This is a genomic window from Flavobacterium davisii (assembly GCF_042182265.1).
In the GTDB taxonomy this organism is placed as follows: Bacteria; Bacteroidota; Bacteroidia; order Flavobacteriales; family Flavobacteriaceae; genus Flavobacterium; species Flavobacterium davisii.
Genome location: NZ_CP097869.1, coordinates 2,315,415 through 2,334,071, shown reverse-complemented (window position 1 = coordinate 2,334,071; position 18,657 = coordinate 2,315,415). Strand labels below are relative to the sequence as shown.

The 18,657-nt window shown below is 28.3% G+C and carries 13 protein-coding genes; 2 read left to right on the top strand and 11 right to left on the bottom strand.

Going from position 1 to position 18,657, the window contains the following annotated elements; translation table 11 throughout:
• Positions 1-182 precede the first annotated feature (182 nt).
• The 5 genes from NAB20_RS09940 to NAB20_RS09920 form a co-directional block, all read right to left on the bottom strand.
• The gene (locus NAB20_RS09940) at positions 183-1,508 is read right to left on the bottom strand and encodes an IS110 family transposase (RefSeq protein WP_127823170.1); all 1,326 of its coding nucleotides are present in this window, start codon (positions 1,506-1,508) and stop codon (positions 183-185) included.
• A 469-nt stretch (positions 1,509-1,977) separates the two neighbouring features.
• The gene (gene ddpX, locus NAB20_RS09935) at positions 1,978-2,565 is read right to left on the bottom strand and encodes a D-alanyl-D-alanine dipeptidase (protein ID WP_235819754.1); all 588 of its coding nucleotides are present in this window, start codon (positions 2,563-2,565) and stop codon (positions 1,978-1,980) included.
• Between the two features lie 90 nt (positions 2,566-2,655).
• The gene (locus NAB20_RS09930) at positions 2,656-2,973 is read right to left on the bottom strand and encodes a hypothetical protein (RefSeq protein ID WP_375605064.1); all 318 of its coding nucleotides are present in this window, start codon (positions 2,971-2,973) and stop codon (positions 2,656-2,658) included.
• Between the two features lie 472 nt (positions 2,974-3,445).
• The gene (locus tag NAB20_RS09925; protein ID WP_127823172.1) at positions 3,446-4,264 is read right to left on the bottom strand and encodes a hypothetical protein; all 819 of its coding nucleotides are present in this window, start codon (positions 4,262-4,264) and stop codon (positions 3,446-3,448) included.
• Between the two features lie 419 nt (positions 4,265-4,683).
• Complete coding sequence (locus NAB20_RS09920; RefSeq protein ID WP_235878117.1) at positions 4,684-6,189, bottom strand: oleate hydratase; 1,506 nt, start codon at positions 6,187-6,189, stop codon at positions 4,684-4,686.
• Between the two features lie 719 nt (positions 6,190-6,908).
• Between NAB20_RS09920 and NAB20_RS09915 the strand changes: the two genes are divergently transcribed.
• Entirely contained in the window at positions 6,909-7,616 is a 708-nt protein-coding gene (locus NAB20_RS09915; protein ID WP_088395000.1) for an ABC transporter ATP-binding protein, read from the top strand.
• A gap of 1 nt (position 7,617) precedes the next feature.
• Positions 7,618-8,382, top strand: a complete 765-nt coding sequence (locus tag NAB20_RS09910) for a TIGR02757 family protein (protein ID WP_105196793.1) — start codon at positions 7,618-7,620, stop codon at positions 8,380-8,382.
• Positions 8,383-9,467: 1,085 nt separating this feature from the next.
• Here NAB20_RS09910 and NAB20_RS09905 read toward each other — a convergent pair.
• The 6 genes from NAB20_RS09905 to NAB20_RS09880 all read right to left on the bottom strand — a co-directional run bounded on the left by NAB20_RS09905 (position 9,468) and on the right by NAB20_RS09880 (position 18,622).
• A complete protein-coding gene (locus NAB20_RS09905) occupies positions 9,468-10,040 on the bottom strand; it encodes a hypothetical protein (RefSeq protein ID WP_105196795.1) in 573 nt (190 codons plus the stop codon).
• 158 nt (positions 10,041-10,198) lie between these two features.
• Positions 10,199-10,573, bottom strand: coding sequence for a methylglyoxal synthase (locus tag NAB20_RS09900; protein ID WP_105196796.1), 375 nt, complete (start codon positions 10,571-10,573; stop codon positions 10,199-10,201).
• A 4-nt stretch (positions 10,574-10,577) separates the two neighbouring features.
• Positions 10,578-11,429, bottom strand: coding sequence for an N-acetylglucosamine kinase (locus tag NAB20_RS09895; RefSeq protein ID WP_375605063.1), 852 nt, complete (start codon positions 11,427-11,429; stop codon positions 10,578-10,580).
• Positions 11,430-11,845: 416 nt separating this feature from the next.
• Positions 11,846-12,844, bottom strand: coding sequence for a type I glyceraldehyde-3-phosphate dehydrogenase (gene gap, locus NAB20_RS09890; RefSeq protein ID WP_105196798.1), 999 nt, complete (start codon positions 12,842-12,844; stop codon positions 11,846-11,848).
• Between the two features lie 150 nt (positions 12,845-12,994).
• Entirely contained in the window at positions 12,995-13,984 is a 990-nt protein-coding gene (pfkA, locus tag NAB20_RS09885; RefSeq protein ID WP_105196799.1) for a 6-phosphofructokinase, read from the bottom strand.
• A 162-nt stretch (positions 13,985-14,146) separates the two neighbouring features.
• Positions 14,147-18,622: a translocation/assembly module TamB domain-containing protein gene (locus NAB20_RS09880; RefSeq protein ID WP_240668943.1), complete on the bottom strand. Its 4,476-nt coding sequence runs from the start codon at positions 18,620-18,622 to the stop codon at positions 14,147-14,149.
• Positions 18,623-18,657: the final 35 nt, after the last annotated feature.

Genomic DNA, 18,657 nt, shown 5'->3' with positions numbered 1-18,657 from the left:
GTAGCGAATAGACGAAGTAAATCTATTCCACTTTATTTTTCTTCCAATTCAAGCACGTACTCAAATTTTAATCATCAAAATAGTTCACCATTTCTTCTTCTAAAATTTTCCGTGAGCACTTGAATTTATTGAAAAATTTTGTTTCACAACCAAGTCTAATGCGGAATTCTATCTAACTTAATTTAAGGAATTGATAAAGAAGTAGTTTCGATTCCGTATTTTTTAATCATTTTTTTAATTTGTATCGTTTTTTTATTCTTCATTTCTTGAATATATTGGTCTGTATTTATTGGTATATAATGTTGTTTTTTGACTATCATATTCCAAATTATAACTGCTATTTTTCTTGCTGTTGCTGTAATTGCAGCACCTCTTCCTTTTTTAAAAGAAATCCTTTTAAAGAACATAACGAGGTAACCTTCTTTTTTTCTTTCAATTGTATTTGCCGCATTTCTTAATGTCAATGCAAATTTATTTTTCCCTTTTGGAGTTCTGCTACTCAAAACCTTACCTCCACTAATTTTATTATTTGGAGCTAACCTGAGCCAATTCACAAATTGCTTGGAGGTCTTGAATTTATATATATCGGTGCCTATTTCGGCTAAAAAACTAGTAACGGTTCCTGAGCAAACTGATTCTATAGCAAAGAGATCTACTCCAAAAAGTTTTAAACTATATTTCTGTACATCAAATTTGGGTTGGTTTTTCCCTTTATTCTGTTTCTTTACCAATTCGATATCTTCTGATAAAACAATTTCTCTGGTTTGATTTTTCAGCACTTGATCAATACGAGTATCGGTGTTTTTTATTTTATCTTGAATAAGTCTGTAAATATCATAACAATCGGAAAGCTCATGTAGGTATTCATTGTTTATTTTACCTTGCAAAGCGTCGGCTATTTCTTCTTTGCTTTTTTTAACTCGTTTGTCGCAATATTCAGCTAATTTTTCACCTGAAGTTTCACCTGATAGTATCATCTCAATTACTCTTATTCCAGAAACTCCTGTGATGTCACTTATCACAACGTCGAGTCTGAAGTTCATTAAACGTAATGCTTTTTGCATTTTGTTTACAAAGCTTGAACTTTGTTCAATCAAACTAGAACGATGTCTATGAAGTGTTCTTATCTGCAAAGTGGTTTCAGAGGGCAAAAAAGAACCTCGTAATAGCCCTAAAGAATGAAGTTTCTGTATCCATTGTGCATCTTTCACATCTGTCTTTGCTTTAAGGTTTTTTGTTTGAGTCCCTTGAACCAAAAGAACTTCAAAACCATTTCCCTGCAAGATCATAAACAATGATTGCCAATAACTCCCTGTGGACTCCAAAGCAACACTACGAATCTTGTTCTCTTGAAGATAAGCTACCAAAGCGCATAATCCTGATTGATAAACATTAAATTCTCTAATTTGATTTTCATCCTGTCCTATGGCTACAAAATGAGAACGTGACCCAACATCAATTCCTGCAGCATTGGGATTTACAATTTGCATTTTTTCGAAACTTTTCATAAAATATCTTTTTATTAAAATGCGAGGAAATGTAATATCTTTGCTTAAATTATTCTATACGAGATAACATGGTGTTTCATCATTGATTGTCTCAAAGGGCTTCCAAATGGAAGCCTTTTTACATTTCAGCCAAAATCTGGGAGGGGATAAATTCACCATTTTATACATAGGCTTTGCTCGCAAGTGCAAGTTAGCTCTCATTTGTCAAAGAACAATACTTTCTTGAAATCTGGGTTGAATCACAAAAGTCTTGTATATTAGCGACAGATATTACTAATTTTATTAGTTTCACAAAGGAACTAATCGTTTTTTATGTATGAATTTTTGAAAAAACTGTATTTTATGATAATAACGTTGATTTTTATCATTTGATTTATAATGAAAAGTTTTATAGAATTTAATTCCTTTTTAAAGTATCATTTAAAAATCTAAAGAAACACTCAAATTAAAACTTATTTCTCAAATGATTTTAATTGCATTGCCAATTAAAATTAGATAGTTGAAACTGACGGGCTCCTTCTAAACTATAATGCCACCACTCTGATTCTAATGAGTCAAAGTGATGTTTTTTCATTATTTCCTTTAACCATTTTCGATTTTCTAATACTTTTTGAGGTAAATTAGTATAAGTATGTGACGATTCTTTTCCAAAATGATCAAAAGCAGTCCCCATATTTACATCATTTCCTTGTTTATCAATTAAGGTCAAATCTACCGCTCCTCCTCTATTATGGATAGATCCTCTTTCTGGATTTGCCACATAATTAGGGTTTGAAACAATTTGCCACATTTTTTTTTGTACACTCAAAGGTCGATAACAATCAAATAATTTTATTCGGTATCCTCTTTGGGCAAATTCTTTGTTAGCCTTTATTAATTGTTTTACTGTTTTATATCGCAAATAGCAGGCATTACAATCATATACTTTCTTTTTTAAAAAATTATCATCCGTTGCATATTTGATATCTAAAACAAAATTCTTGGAGTACTCATTTATATTAACAAAAGTTGTATCATGCAAAATAGCTTTTTTTTCATTTTGGGAGAAATTGTTCATTGAAAAGAGAACCATTATTAAAACAAATATTTTTTTAATAACCATAAAATTTTAAAGATTGAGTTTGTTTATAATTAAAGGGATATAAAATTACTTTTCTTCTTTTTTATCTTGGTAATATTCATAAATCCAAGTAATTGTAAAAGATGGGATAAAATCTAAACCTGGCGTTATTTCTTCAACAAATGTTAAAAAACCTGCAATTTTACCTACTGTTCCTTTATAAAGTAAGATCATCATAAATGCAGCAAAAGGGGCCCAAACAAGATCCAAAAACTCTCCTATTCCAGGAAATAGATAACTGAAATAACCTACAAAATCCATAATGATACTCACCATTAGTTTTCCAATTGTTGCTTGCTTATTTCTTTTACTTTTTTGTATTAGTTGATCTTTTGTTAGATTCACGACAATAATTATAAATGATTAATATTTTCTTTTGTTTTAACCCAGATCTTACATTAGATTCGAAGGAAGTGAATTAGCAAAGCCCGTTTATTCCTATTTATCTTTCTTACAATTCAAGTCCGTACTCCTTTTTAAACACCAAAATAGTTTCCTTTTTTTCTTTTAAAATTTTTATGAACAACTAAATTTATTCTTTTTTTGTTTCAAAACAAAGTCTAATACGAAATCTGGGTTGAAAACCTCTATTTATTATTTTTTAGCATTTTAATACGTATTGTATCTTTCAATTTTTACTATAATGCCGAATAAAAAACATTTTTTATCCGTGATAAAAATATCAACTTTTTTAATATTTTAAAATGTAGAATCTATTCATTTTTGAAATAAAATGATTCCTTTTTCTATTGTAGAATACAAAAGAAGAAGGAATCATTAAGTTATATATTTTCGTCTTATTTTTTTATAAAAATTATTACCATTGTGTATTAAAAAACAGACAAATTAGAAAAAACACAGATAAAATACTTATCATTAATGATAAGGTTTTGTAATATATAGGTTTATCTAAAACTTCTTTTAAAGAATCTATAGACACAAAGTTTTCATTTACCCAATTTCTTGATTTATAAACTAATAAGGAATTCAAAACAAAAAGATGACATGCTGTTGCTATTCTTGAATGAAAAAATTCACTCGATTGAAAAGCTACTATAAATGAAGCTAGATGAACCATTAATACTGTAGCCTTAGGTAATATTAGTTTATTGTCTATTAGTAAGACTCCTATTAACCAAGAGCAATAGATTAACTGCAATTCAAGAGGAGCATCATATCCATAAATAAGAACTTTATTATCTGGTGAAAGTGTTGTTCCTGTTGATCTAAAATAATAGATAAAAAGTCCTATTGTTAACGCAATAGTGGGTATCAAATTATAATATGTTTTCTTAACTAATAAAGAAAGTAAAAAACCTCCTGATTGAAAAAAAAAGAATATGGCAAATACAATATCAAAAATAATCATTTCTATTTTTAAAGATGTATTAAATTTTAAAGTGATACATATCAGATTAAAAAAAGTTTCTAATACGAGTAATCTTTTAATGTCTGGTGTTAAATTTTCTTTATTAAAAAAAGGAATAGCTAACAATGGGAAAAGTAAACTAATAATAACCTCATTATAAACACTCTTTTCAATTAAATATTGAATAAAAAAACAATATAATAAACTTAAAAAGAAAAATAATGACGTAGTATATAATTGGTATTTTTTATTTGACAATGAATTCATTTTCTTCTTATTTTTAATTTTTCTTACATTTATATTTAGCTAGGTATTGACAAAAATGAGGAAATAAAACATTATAGGATCTATAATTTATTATAGGTTTCATTTATTTTAACAATCTTATTCAATTTATTAATCCAAACAATACACATAGTAATAGCTTGGTTTTAAAAATATTTTTAAAATAAAAACACTAATTACGATTAATAAATCATAAAAAGTTATAACCTAATATTGAACCCAAATTTAGCATTAAACTCGAACGAAGTGAATTTATTTCTCTTTATTTATATTTCAATTCAGGCAGGTACTCAAATTTTAATCATCAAAGTAATTTTCTATTCCTTCTTCTAAAATTTTCATAAGCACCTCAATTTATTCAAAAAACGAAGTCTAATGCGGAATCTGAGTTTAACAATATTTTACGCCTCTATTAAATAATTATCTACAACTTTTGAACAGATTGCTGCATTTTCCATACATCTTTCTATTGTTGAAGGAACTGTCCATACCTGATTCTCATCATTGATCCATTCTCCTGAAATAAAAACGTTATCACAACTAGCAGAATTAATTCCGACTCTATTATTGTAATCTGGATTAATTAATTCATTTTCGAATGCCCAGAAAAATTTACCATTATCATTTTCTCTAATTAATGGACCATGATACCAATTTCTATATTTTTCTATATTAAAGTCTGTATATTCTAAATACTTTGCTCCCACTCCAATATTTAAATTTCCGTACATAATATCCTTGTGCATATTTTCCTTAATACCCATTTGGAATAATATTTCTTCCTCTACTTCTTTCAAAGTACATTCTATTAGGGGTTTATTATATAAAGATCCTTTTTCTTTTTCAGTTTTTGTAGCTGTAACAGAAATTGTAAGTTTAACATCGTTAGAAAACTCTTTATTTGCGTATTTTTTGGTATGATATAATTTATAACTTAACCCCCAAGCTGAATCAGCAATAATTCCAATTGTTTTATCAACAAATAAATCTGGAATTTCTTTAAAATGGAATTGAAAACCATGGCTTTTAATATAGTTAACCGATAGTCTTTCTCCTATTGTAGGGAACATATCTATAACCTGTTTAGGAGGTATTGCTAAAATAAATGCGTCTGCTTCAATAACATTCTCTTTTTCAGAAATTGCACTTAAAGCTTTTCCGTTACTAATATTCAACTTTTTCACACCTTCATTAAAATGAAAAATGACTCCCTTTTGCTTTAAAAAATCATACCATGGTTGTATTAAAGAATCAGATATAGGCCCATTAAGAGTAATACTTGTTGTATTTGTTTTAGTATATACTTTTTCTTTTGTTAAATTTTTATAATTAAATAATAATAAGAAATCTCCTGTCTTTGTGTCTCCATTTCCTCCTATCCATGTAGATATTATTTTTAGGACAAAATTGGCAAGTTTTGGTCTTTTATCAAATTCTAAGTATTCAGATAAAGGCATATTCAATGTATTCTTATCCTTTTTATTTACCAATAACTTAGATCTAAACCAATAAATATCATTTAAAGGTACTCCTGAAAAAAACAAAGAGTTTGCTGATTTTAAATTATCGATTAATTGTTCAAAAAAATTAAAAAAATTTCGTTTGAAATCCATAAATTTATTTTCTTTTGCCCAATAAAACTGAACATTATTTAATGGTTCAATATTTTTTAGTAAGCTACCTCCATTATATTCTATTTCATTTAATGTGTTAATAAAATTCATATTAGAGGCAAACATTTGTCTATGTGTAAGCTCTGTTGGTAAGCCATTTTGAAAGGTTCCTATACATTTTCCTCCTGGTTGATTTTTTTTTTCATAAACAGTAACCATATTTCCTGTTTTAACTAATTCGTGAGCCAGTTTAAGTCCTGTAACACCAGAACCAAAAATTACAATTTTCTTCATTTGTTATTTTATTATGCAAGCATGCAAAATTAATCACTTTTTTAACAATGTAGACTTAAAAATATGTTAAAACAACTTTTTTAATACTTAAAAAACTAAACAACTACTATATAACAAAATAAATAAATATTTAACAAATACTTATTTTTTACATCTCATTTAAAACTAAATTGCGGCATAAACTTTATAATGAAAATAAAAAGAGTATAGAAGATATAAATACACCGATTTCTTTTCACCTAAAAGCAACCGTTTTTCACACAATAGGAATCCCGAGGGCTATCTTCAAACAGGGAAATAAATGATGTTATAAATAAATACTATATAAAAACTTCGCTTATCCATTTCATTCTTGCCTTCTTTTGCGTAAACCCAAATTCAGCATTAGAAAAAATAAATTTTATAACTCATTGAAATAAAATGGCTTCTGTTTCTAGCACTTCTAATCCTTAATTCTTATAGTACTGCCAATCAACAAAATGTGTATCTTTTTTAAAAGATCTCTAACGTGTAATCAGGGTTAAAATGAAAAAATTGTGATCCTTTAGCACATCTTAATTGAGGTTAAAAAATAACATCCTTTTTTAGATTTAAAATTCTTTTTATTTGTAATAAATTTCTAACTCAAAATTCGGGTTAAAAAAACATAGCATCAATCTTAATAAAACTTTATTTGAAGTTGAATAAAATTCTTTGTTTATTTGTGAAAATACTTAATAATGATCAAAGCCACAAATATTCATAAATACTTTGGACAGCTAAAAGTTTTAAAAAGAGTTAATCTTCAAATTAAAAAGGGTGAAATCGTATCAATAGTTGGTGCATCTGGAGCAGGAAAAACTACTTTACTTCAAATTTTAGGCACTTTGGACCAACCTAGTTTTAAAAACAGAAAAGGAGTTAATCTTTCTTCCTCTTTAGAAATCAATGGTCAAGATGTATTAAAAATGAATGATAAAGAACTATCAAAATTTCGAAATTTAAATCTTGGTTTTATTTTTCAATTTCATCAACTACTTCCTGAATTTACTGCTTTAGAAAATGTTTGTATACCTGGTTATATTGCCAAAAGACGCAAGAAAGAAGTCGAAGAGGAAGCTAAAAAATTATTAAGTTATTTAGGTTTAGAACATAGAATAAACCATAAACCTATGGAATTATCTGGAGGTGAACAACAACGGGTTGCTGTTGCTAGAGCTATGATAAATAAACCGAAGGTCATTTTTGCTGATGAACCATCTGGTAACTTAGATACTATAACAGCAGAAAATCTACATCAATTGTTTTTTAAACTTCGTGATGAATTAAACCAAACTTTTGTAATTGTTACTCATAATGAAGATTTAGCTAATATGGCTGATCGAAAAATAACTATTGTGGATGGTAACATAAAAGATATAAATGACATAGAAGTCATCTTTAATTGACATGGAGTTTCTAGAATTAAAAGATTTTTTAGATGAAAAAGTGAATTTATATAATCGTTTTGATTTTATAGAGAGTGATCCTATACAAATCCCTCATTTATTCAATACTAAAGAAGACATTGAAATAGCCGCTTTCTTAAGTGCTACTATAGCTTGGGGGAACCGAAAGATGATTATAAAAAACGCACAAAAAATGATGAATTTATTAGGTGATTCTCCCTATGACTTTATTATAAATCACAATTTGTCACAGCTTGATAAATTAAACTCATTTGTACACAGAACTTTTAATGGAGAAGACTTTATACAATTTGTTAAAAGTCTTCAACATATTTATTTACATCATGGAGGGTTGGAAACTGTTTTCACTAAACATGTAGAAAATAGCTCTACACAAAAAGCAATTAGTGCATTTAAAAAAGTTTTTTTTGAAATTCCTCATACTACAAGAACTCAAAAACATATATCAGATCCTTTTAATAACTCTGCTGCTAAACGTATTAATATGTTTTTACGCTGGATGTGTAGACAAGATTCCGCTGGTGTTGATTTTGGAATATGGAAAAAAATTTCTCCTTCTTCACTATCTTGTCCGTTGGATGTTCATTCAGGTAATGTAGCTAGAAAATTAGGTCTTTTAAATCGTAAACAAAATGATTCAAAAGCATTGTATGAATTAGACATTAATTTACGTTTATTAGATCCAAAAGATCCTGTTAAATATGACTTTGCATTATTTGGTTTGGGTGTTTTTGAAAATTTTTAAATTAATGTCTTTAACCCAGATTTCAAGAAAGTATTGTTCTTTGACAAATGAGAGCTAACTTGTACTTGTGAGCGAAGCCTATGTATAAAATGGTGAATTTATCCCCTCCCAGATTTTGGCTGAAATGTAAAAAGGCTTCCATTTGGAAGCCCTTTGAGACAATCAATGATGAAACATCATGTTATCTCGTATAGAATAATTTTAGCTAAGATATTACATTTCCTCGCATTTTAATAAAAAGAAAATTTATGAAAAGTTTCGAAAAAATGCGAATTGTAAATCCCAATGTGCAGCAATTAATGTCGGATCACGTTCTCATTTTGTAGCCATAGGACAAGATAAAATCAAATTAGAGATTTTAATTTTTCTCAATTACTTAAAATAAGTTAGATAGAATTACGCATTAGACCCGAGCGTAGCGAATAGACGAAGTAAATCTATTCCACTTTATTTTTATTCAAATTCAAGCACGTACTCAAATTTTAATCATCAAAATAGTTCACTATTTCTTCTTTTAAAATTTTCCGTGAGCAATTGAATTTATTGAAAAATTTTGTTTCACAACGAAGTCTAATGCGGAATCTGGGTTTAAAAATGATGCGTATTTTTTTGCACTCTTTATAATAAAACGATATCTAGCCACATTTAAGAAATAATATATACAATAAATACTTAAATTAATTTTTCTTTATTTAACACTTGTTTTTAATTTTTTTTTTGAATCTAAAAAAGTACATTTTTTGAGAGCAATCAAGTTGTCTTAAAAATTCTCAATCTTGTCATTTATATAACAAAAGTAGAAATCATATTTTAGATTATGACTTCTTCCTTTGATCGAAGTAACAAATGCCCATCAAATTATATCTTTTACTTCCATATCTACAAAAAAATCGTACATTTTTATTAGCCTGCTTTTAGAATAAATACTGTAAAATAGTATTAAATACTTTTTATGAATACTATATTTCAAGAAGCAAAATCTAAAAAAATGACTTTTAAGAAGAAGGGGTAAAAGATTTTTACCTCCTTCTTTCATATTTCATCAACAGATTCTTTTATTTTATGAAATCTTCAAATAAACTTTCTTAACGTTTGACAGATTCGTATTTATCTGTCTTTTCATTATAACTATATTTAGTCATGTTATTTTTATTACTCAAACTAAAATCTCCATTAGATAATAGGCTAAATAAATAGCCTTCATTTCTTTTTTTGGAAATCGTTTGCGAAGCATTTTTAAATTTATCTAAATATTCTATTTCTGTTATATCTATCGACTTTTCAATATTAGCTATTAAAAGTGTTTTTTTTACAGGATTCCAAATCTGATTTTCAGTAAGGTTTACAAATTCTTTTCCTAAGGAAGTCTCCTTTTTTTCAACAGCTTTCCAACTAACATGGTAAAATGTCTTATTTTTAACTTTTATCGGAGCAACTTTAACTGTATTCGGTACAAATTCTGGCTTATTTTTAGTTAAAAGCATACTATCTTTTATAACAACTAAATACAAATCTTTTTTCTTATTAAATACAATACTGGCTTCTCCATTTTTAATTAATAAAAGATTAACTGTATTGTCTGTTGGTTTCTTTTTTTGAGCTTGAATTGAATTTAATACCAGAAAACTGAGACTGAGCAAGAAAATTGTTTTATTCATAAATATAAATTTTATATGTTTAATTAAATTCTTATTAAGATCTATTAGAACGCAACGCCTATCTTACTGACAGCAAGTACTATACTAATATACCCCTTTTTAAAAGAAAATACATTGTTTTATAATAAAATATTTTATTTACGAAATTTCACCTCTATTTAATCTTGTTTGGCTATAGCATCTAATAACAATTGTGCGGTTGCTTCATTTGTTGCTAAAGGAATATTGTGTACATCACAAATTCTTATAAGCATATTAATATCTGGTTCGTGTGGATGGCTGCTCATTGGATCTTTAAAAAACAAAACCATTTTACATTTTCCAACTGCAACTCTAGCTGCTATCTGTGCATCTCCTCCTAAAGGGCCACTCAACAATTTTTCAACCTTAATTCCGGTTACTTCTACCTGGCTTCCTGTTGTACCTGTTGCTATAATTTTAATATTTTCTTTTAAAAGCAAATCTAGGTTTCTACTTACAAACTGAACCATATCTGCTTTTTTTACATCATGTGCTATTAGTGCTATTACCATATTTTTAATTGGTTTGTAAATGATATGTTATTAACCCGTCTATTGGACGTTGTAAGATCTTGCCAATTTTTATATTGTGTTTTTCTAAAGCAGACTTAATTTCATCTTGTAAAAAATATGCAACTGATCCTATGAAATGATTGGATACTTCTTTATAATTATCAAACTGTTTGATACTGTTTTCTATAAAAGATTCTATTTCTTCATTTATAATTTGCTGGCAGAATGACTCGTTTTTATGTTTTATTAAAAACTCTGTAAATGAGGCTAAATAAGCATTTGGATTTGGTTCTTTATATAAATTTTGTTTAATCACATCTGCATCTAGGTTATAGGATGCTTCAAAAGTTTCTGCTAATTTTTTAGGCATTTTGTTATAATAATATTCTCTTAACAAATGACGTCCAAAACGGTTACCAGAACAGTCATCCATAATAATATAACCTAGCGACTGTACTTTTTGGTGTAATATATCACCATCAAAATAACTACAATTAGATCCTGTTCCTAGAATACTAACAATGGCCTTTTCTCCTTTTAAGGTTGTAGCATACACTGCTGCGTATGTATCTTCATAAATAATAATTTTTGCATTCAAAAAGTATTGTTCAAAGATAGAAACTAAAAAGTTCTTCATACGATCCGTTCCGCATCCTGCTCCGTAAAAATATAAATTTGAAATATTTTCTTTATTTTTGTTTAATTCCGAATTATCATTTAGACGTTTTAAAACTTCTATTTCTGTTAAAATTTCAGGATTTAAACCTAATGTATGGGTAGAAAATAAAATATTTCCCAAATCATCTATTGCAATCCAATCTGCCTTAGTAGAACCACTGTCTATTATTAATTTCATTTGTATAGTTTTTCTCTTTATATTTTCTTTTTTATTTATACAATAATTAAAAGACTTTCATTAATGCGTAAATCTTTTCTTTTTAAATATTTATTTTATTTTTTAGTATTTTTTTTGGATACACTTTTAATCCAAATTTTGCATTAGACTCGAACAAATTAAATTGGTGAAGCCAATCTATTCCTTTTTATTTTTCTTCCAATTCAAGCACGTACTCCTATTTTAATGACCAAAATAGTTGCTATTCCTTCTTCTAAAATTTTCCGTAAGTATTTGTTTTTTTGTCTCACAACGAAGTCTAATACAGAATCTGAATTTAAGGAATAATACGATCAATTGAATAATACTGATTTATTTATAATAAAAATCCCGTTTCGTTAAGATGAAGAAACGGGAGATAAAAATAATCATTTTCGTTATAAATTAGCTATATGTACGGCTAAATCTATTAATTTACTTGAATAACCGTATTCGTTATCATACCATGATACAATTTTAAAAAAAGTTGAATTAAGCCCAATACCTGCTTTAGCATCAACAATTGATATTCTGGTATCGCCTATAAAGTCTTGCGAAACTACATCATCCTCTGTAAATCCAAGAATTCCTTTCATTGTGGTTTCAGATGCTTTTTTAAGTACTGCCATAACTTCTTCATAAGATGTTTCTTTAGCTAATTTTACTGTTAAATCTACTACGGATACATCTGCTGTAGGCACTCTCATAGACATCCCTGTTAGTTTTCCTTTTAAACTTGGTATGACTTTAGCAACTGCTTTAGCGGCTCCTGTTTGAGATGGTATTATATTTACCAATGCAGAACGTCCTCCTCTAAAATCTTTTTTAGAAGGACCATCTACGGTTAGTTGAGTAGCTGTTGTTGCATGTATTGTGGTCATCAATCCTTCTACGATTTCAAAATTATCATGAATAACTTTTGCTAAGGGAGCTAAGCAATTTGTTGTACATGATGCGTTTGATACTATTGTATCTTTAGCTGAAGCATCTGTATGATTTACTCCCATTACATACATTGGAGCATCTGCCGAAGGAGCTGATATTACTACTTTTTTTGCTCCTCCATCAATATGCGCTTGAGCCGTTTCTAGTTTTGTAAAAATCCCTGTACATTCTGCTACTATTTCGGTATCTACCTCATCCCATTTTATTAATTGTGGATTTTTTTCGGCTGTTACTCTTATAGGGCGATCATTTACAAATAATTTTCCTTCCTTTACTTCTACTTTGCCATCAAAACGGCCATGAACTGAATCATATTTTAACAAATAAGCTAAATGATTTATATCTAAAAGATCATTAATTGCGACTACTTCTACATTATCTCTTTTTACTATTTCTCTAAATACTATACGTCCTATACGACCAAAACCATTAATTCCTATTTTTACTTTCATATATATTTTTTTTATTCATTTCTAATCGCAGATAACCTTTGGTTTTCAACACTTTAAATAATTATAAAATTATTTAGCAACGCAACAGATTACTCATATCTATTTTCACGATTTTTGTATTGTTTTATTTTTTAATTTCTAGTTTTTTTATTAGATAGACATAATATCGGAAACTTTAAGTAGTTCTTGATCAATTCTAGAATGTCCTTTTATAGCTTGTTCTAAAGGGGTTAAGGCTACTTTATCTTCTAATAATCCTACCATATAATTGGATTTTCCTTCTAAAAGGGACTCTACTGCTTTTACACCTAAACGAGCAGCTAATACCCTATCAAAACACGAAGGAGAACCTCCTCTTTGCATGTGACCTAATACGGAAACTCGAACATCGTATTCAGGTAGATTTTCTTCTACATATTCTTTTAATTCAAATACATTTTTACCTATTTTATCGCCTTCTGACACGACTACTATACTAGAGGATTTACCAGAAGTTTTGCTTCTTTTTAAGGATTCTAATAATCTTTCTAATCCTAAATCTTCCTCAGGAATAAGGATTTCTTCTGCACCTGCTCCAATACCAGCATTTAGTGCAATATGTCCTGCATCTCGTCCCATTACTTCTACAAAAAAGAGTCTATTATGGGAGCTTGCTGTATCTCTTATTTTATCAATAGCTTCTACTACTGTATTTAAGGCGGTATCATAGCCTAATGTATGACTTGTTCCATAAATATCATTATCTATGGTACCTGGAATTCCCATAACTGGGAAATTAAATTCTTTATTAAATATTTCGGCTCCCGTAAAGGTTCCATCTCCCCCTATTACGACTAATGCGTCTATTTGAGCTTCTATTATTTTTTGAAAAGCTAATTTTCTTCCTTCAAAAGTTCTAAAATCTTTTGAACGGGCTGATTTAAGTATGGTTCCTCCTTTATCGATTATATGATTTACAGAACGAGGTCCCATTTCTTTAAAATCGCCTTCTATCAGTCCTTGATAACCTCTATAAATACCTACGCATTCTACATTATAAAAGGCACATGTTCTAACAACGGATCGAATTGCCGCGTTCATTCCTGGGGAATCTCCACCAGAGGTCAAGACTCCTATTTTCTTTATGTTAGTATTTGACATTAAAAAAGGGTTTTCTTAATAAGTAAAGTTACAAACGTTCTCTTTACTTAAAAATGATAAATATTATTTTTTGAGCGATTTTTTTTACAATCAAAAAGGTAAAAAAGATTGACAAATCTCTCAACGGAGATCTAAGGTACTATTTTTTGCAGAAATAAACAACTAATTTAATTCAGGAATTCTATCTTCATCTTCTTTTCTTTTTTCTGAAGATTTCTTATTCCTTTTTTCTGTAAACTGAATGATTTCTGGTAATAAGTCAGAATCTGGTATTTGATCTTTTTGCTGATCTGATTTTCTTTGATCTTTAATTTTTTTAGAATTAAAAACTTTATACATTAATTCTTTAAATGTATTAAAATCTACCTCGTAACTTAACCCTAATCCTTGTGTATAACCTATTCCTCCTTGACCTAAATAGGTTATATCATTTTCACGATTAAATACGCGTGCTTTTAGTGAGCCATCTTCATTTAGACGTAATTGAACTTCTACATCTCCTACTACAACCGATTCGTTTATTCCGCCAACGGGCACTCCAAATTTACCGTTAATAGTAATTTTATCGCTTATTTGGGTTGAAACGGTAAATCCTACTCGTCCTCCTGTGGTTGTTTCTTGATTTAATCGATCGTTTTGTACATAATTCAGCCCCAATTTAAAACGTTCATCATTTGCAAATAATTCATCAAACAAGCTATTTGCTCGTTCCAAGATATTACCGCTAATTACATTTTCTACGACTCCTTTATCTGATAAGAAACTTCCGGATGAGATTAAAGATAATGCTTGTTTTTGGCGTGTATCGAAATCGTTAAGTTTGTAATCTATTTCTGAACGTAGAACAGAGTTTACTGTTGGAAAATTAATAAAAATATCAGGTTTCGGGTTGGTTAATTTATCTGTTAGTTTTATAACTACTTCTGTTGGTATTTTTTTATTAAAACTAGGATTATCTAGCAAAATAGATGGGTTGGCTTCTGTTTTATAAATAGCTTCCATATTTAGAGTCGCATTTAATGGATCTCCATCCCAAGAAATATATCCTCCGTTTTTAACTTTTATTTTTTTATCTATGAATCCTCCATATTTAAAATTATATACCCCATCGTACACTTGAAAATCTCCCCACATATTAAATTTACCTAATGTATTTATCTCCATTAGCAAGGAACCCCGACCACGTCCTTTTAGTCCATGTCCATTATTTTTATTAATGATGACTTCTATTTCTGCAACAGGAGTGATATCTAATTCAAATTTTAATTCTAAACCACTATAATCTTTTTCTTTACTTTTTACGTTATCCGATATGTTTTTTGAATTTATAAATTTAATATATTTTTTTTCAGAGCTAGCTTGATCATCATTAATTGGTATTTTCAAGGAAGATCCTTCTGCAGAAGAAGCATTAACATTTATTACTAAGGCATTTGTTGGCCCTTTAATACTTGCTTTTCCATCCATATAAGCTGTTCCGTAATACAATGCGTCTTCATGATCTTTGGTATCAAGTACAACAATACGATCAGAATTAATATTAAAATTCAGATACCAATCACTTAATTTGTTGTGTTTTACCCAACCATCCATGGTACCTGTTGTTTTAAATTTAGTATCTGTTACTTTTATATCTCGAAATGAAAATTGATTTTCTGTTACTTCTACTATCGAGTTATTGCCAAAATTATAATCTGTATTTAAGTAAGGTACTTTAATACCTGACTGATTTAAATAAAGTCGTCCATTTATTTCTGGATTATAAATATCTCCTTCAAATTTAGCCGATCCAGAGGCCAGTCCTCTTATGTCTGTAATTATATCTGCTCCCATAGGTGTAAAAAAGGAGAGATCAAAATCTTTGAGTCTGACATCTAGATCCATCAAAGTTTTTTTACCTTGAAAGTACAAACTTCCTTCTGTTTTTAGAATATCATTTCCTTTGTTATTTAAGACTGAATTAATTTTAAAATTTCTAAAACTATCATCTCCTGTAACAGCTATATCAAATTTTCCTAACGGCAAATTATTAATTCTAAAATCATCAATTGTCAGTTCCGAAGCAGGTTCATAGATACTTTTTTCTTGTTTAAAGTCTATATTCCCATTAACTTTCCCTTTCAATCGTAGACTATCTATTGCAGGTGTAATTTTATCTAACTCTACATCTTTAAATGATAATCGAAGATCTTTATAGGTGGAATCTCTTAGCACTCCCATTAATTCCATTGCTTGGTTTTTATGTGAAAGAGCGATTTTTTCTATTGAGAAATCGGTTAGTTTTTTATTAAATACAATTTTGTTATTATCTTCTTCTTTTTCATTCAGAAACCATAAATAATTTTTAAAATTAATTTCTGATTTTTTAATTCCTACTACACTTTTATTATTTTGATCAATAGTATGGTACAAATTTAAATTATAAAAGTCTTCTGCTTTATCGCCTCCTTTAAACTCTGTTCTAACAAATAAAGTATCATTTGAGGTTATATTTATTAAACTCATTTTTGAAACTTTATAGTGTTTTGTTTTAATACTATCCATTTCAACATAAGCGTTGTATAGAGGATTTTTATTATCTATGTCTACACTAATATTATCAAATTCATTATCGTATGCTTTTATTTTGGGTGATTTAAAATTTAGTTTAAACAAGCCTTCGTTTGAATTTATTTCACCTTTCATAAAAGTGTTTTCACCTAATGAAATTTCAGGATAAAATATTTCTATTAATTTACTGTAAACATTAAAATCAAATTTCATAAATTGTCCCTTACTTACCTTATTGGGTGAATAATTAGCATAAAGACTTCCTAATGAATTTTCTACTAAGTCGGGTAATTCTTTAAATTTAAATCGTCCCTCTACTTTTCCTTCAACTATATCGGGTGAATTAATTGTAATGGTTCTGAATCCATCTTTTTCAAAAGTAGATTGAACTATAAAATCATCAAAAAAATAGGTTTCTTTTGGATTTTCATAAGATGTTTTATTTATATAAACATTTCCATAAATGTTATCTATTGAATTTCCTTGTAAATTCATTCTTACATCTCCTCTAAAGACAGAAACTGCATCGGAGGTATAAAGATTTATTTTTTTAAGATTGGCATACTCTACTTTTGCATGAAATTCGTACTTATTTTCTTTTCTAGTCAGGTCTAAAAAACCGTCAAAATCCATAACTAAATTAGGATCATTGGCTTTTATCGAGCCTTCAAAAACAGATTTATTCATCTCGCCATCTACAACTATATTTTTGTAATTGTATTTATTATAATAAATGCTCTGAACAGTTCCTTTTATTTTTGTATTTAAATATTTTTCTGTAAATCCTTTACCGTCTACTGCTGTATCTAAATTTACAATTCCTAAATCTTTTCGATTTAAAAATTTACCCAAATCAAACTCTGTCAGTTTAACGTTACCTACATAGGTAGCATTATCAATATTATTAATATTGGTCATGACTAAATTTGTTTTAGCAATTCCTAGTGCAGAAACTAATGAAACATTTGCTTTTAGGTTTTTAAAATTTATTTCTGCTTGTCCATTTAATGAAAAAGTACCTAATTTTTTAAAATTGGTTGGCAATTTTTTCCCTAAAATATTGGGTAATATTTTAGTTAAATGATCATACGTCGATGTTATTTTGGTGAAATATCCTTTTACATAATAGGCGTTTTTTTTCTTTGAAAAGAGATTTTTAAATCGAAAATCACCTCTTATCTGTGATCCAAAATCATCTAATAAAACCAATCTTTTAGTAAAAAAGTTGTTTAAAGTCCCTAATAATTTACCTTTTACTTTGTATTTTAAATTTTTACCGAACTCTCCGTAAAATTTATTTAAATCATTAGATGAAATTATTCCTTCTTGGATTTTCACATCAAATAGGACTTTATTATTAAAGTCTGCAAAATCTTTGCGATCATAACGTAATTCAACATCTCCTATTAAATTAGATTCTGATGTTTTTAGCTTTAGTTCTGCTAGATGAATATTTTTTTTTGTATAGGTAAAATTAGACGAGGATTCTTCTATTTCTATACCTCTGTTATCTACAAATGACATTTCATCAATCTGAGTTGTAACGTCAGGTCCTAAAATTTTAAATTTATGCGTTTCTGCATTTAATTTTTTGGCACTAAAAACTAAAGGGTCTCTCATGTTATCGTCCCAATAATAAAATGCGCTATTAATTAAGTGAATATTTTTAATGGTCATTAGAAATTTTTTCTTGGAAGTAGAAGGAGTTCCATCATCAAAAAGTTCTATAAATTTATCCAAATTTGTATCACGTTCACCTTTATAATTTCTAATTTTAAATGTAAGCCCATCCATTCTGACCTCTCCAAAATGCAAATCACCATCTATCAATTTTTTCAAATCTAAAATATTGGTTTTTAATACATTTATATGAAAAAGTGTATCTTTTTTATAGTCTTTAATGAAAACTTTTTTTAGTTTAACTCCCCCAAAAACTGTAAAATTTGCTTCTTGAACTGTAATATCTGTACCAAATTCTTCATTTAAAAAGGCTGTTGCATATTGGCCTAATCGAGTTTGAACAGAAGGCATAGACAGTGCTATGACCAATGTGAGTAACAATAATACTAAGCCAAGAAAAAAATACATCTTGCACTTTAAAATCGTTACCCACAGTCTTTTTT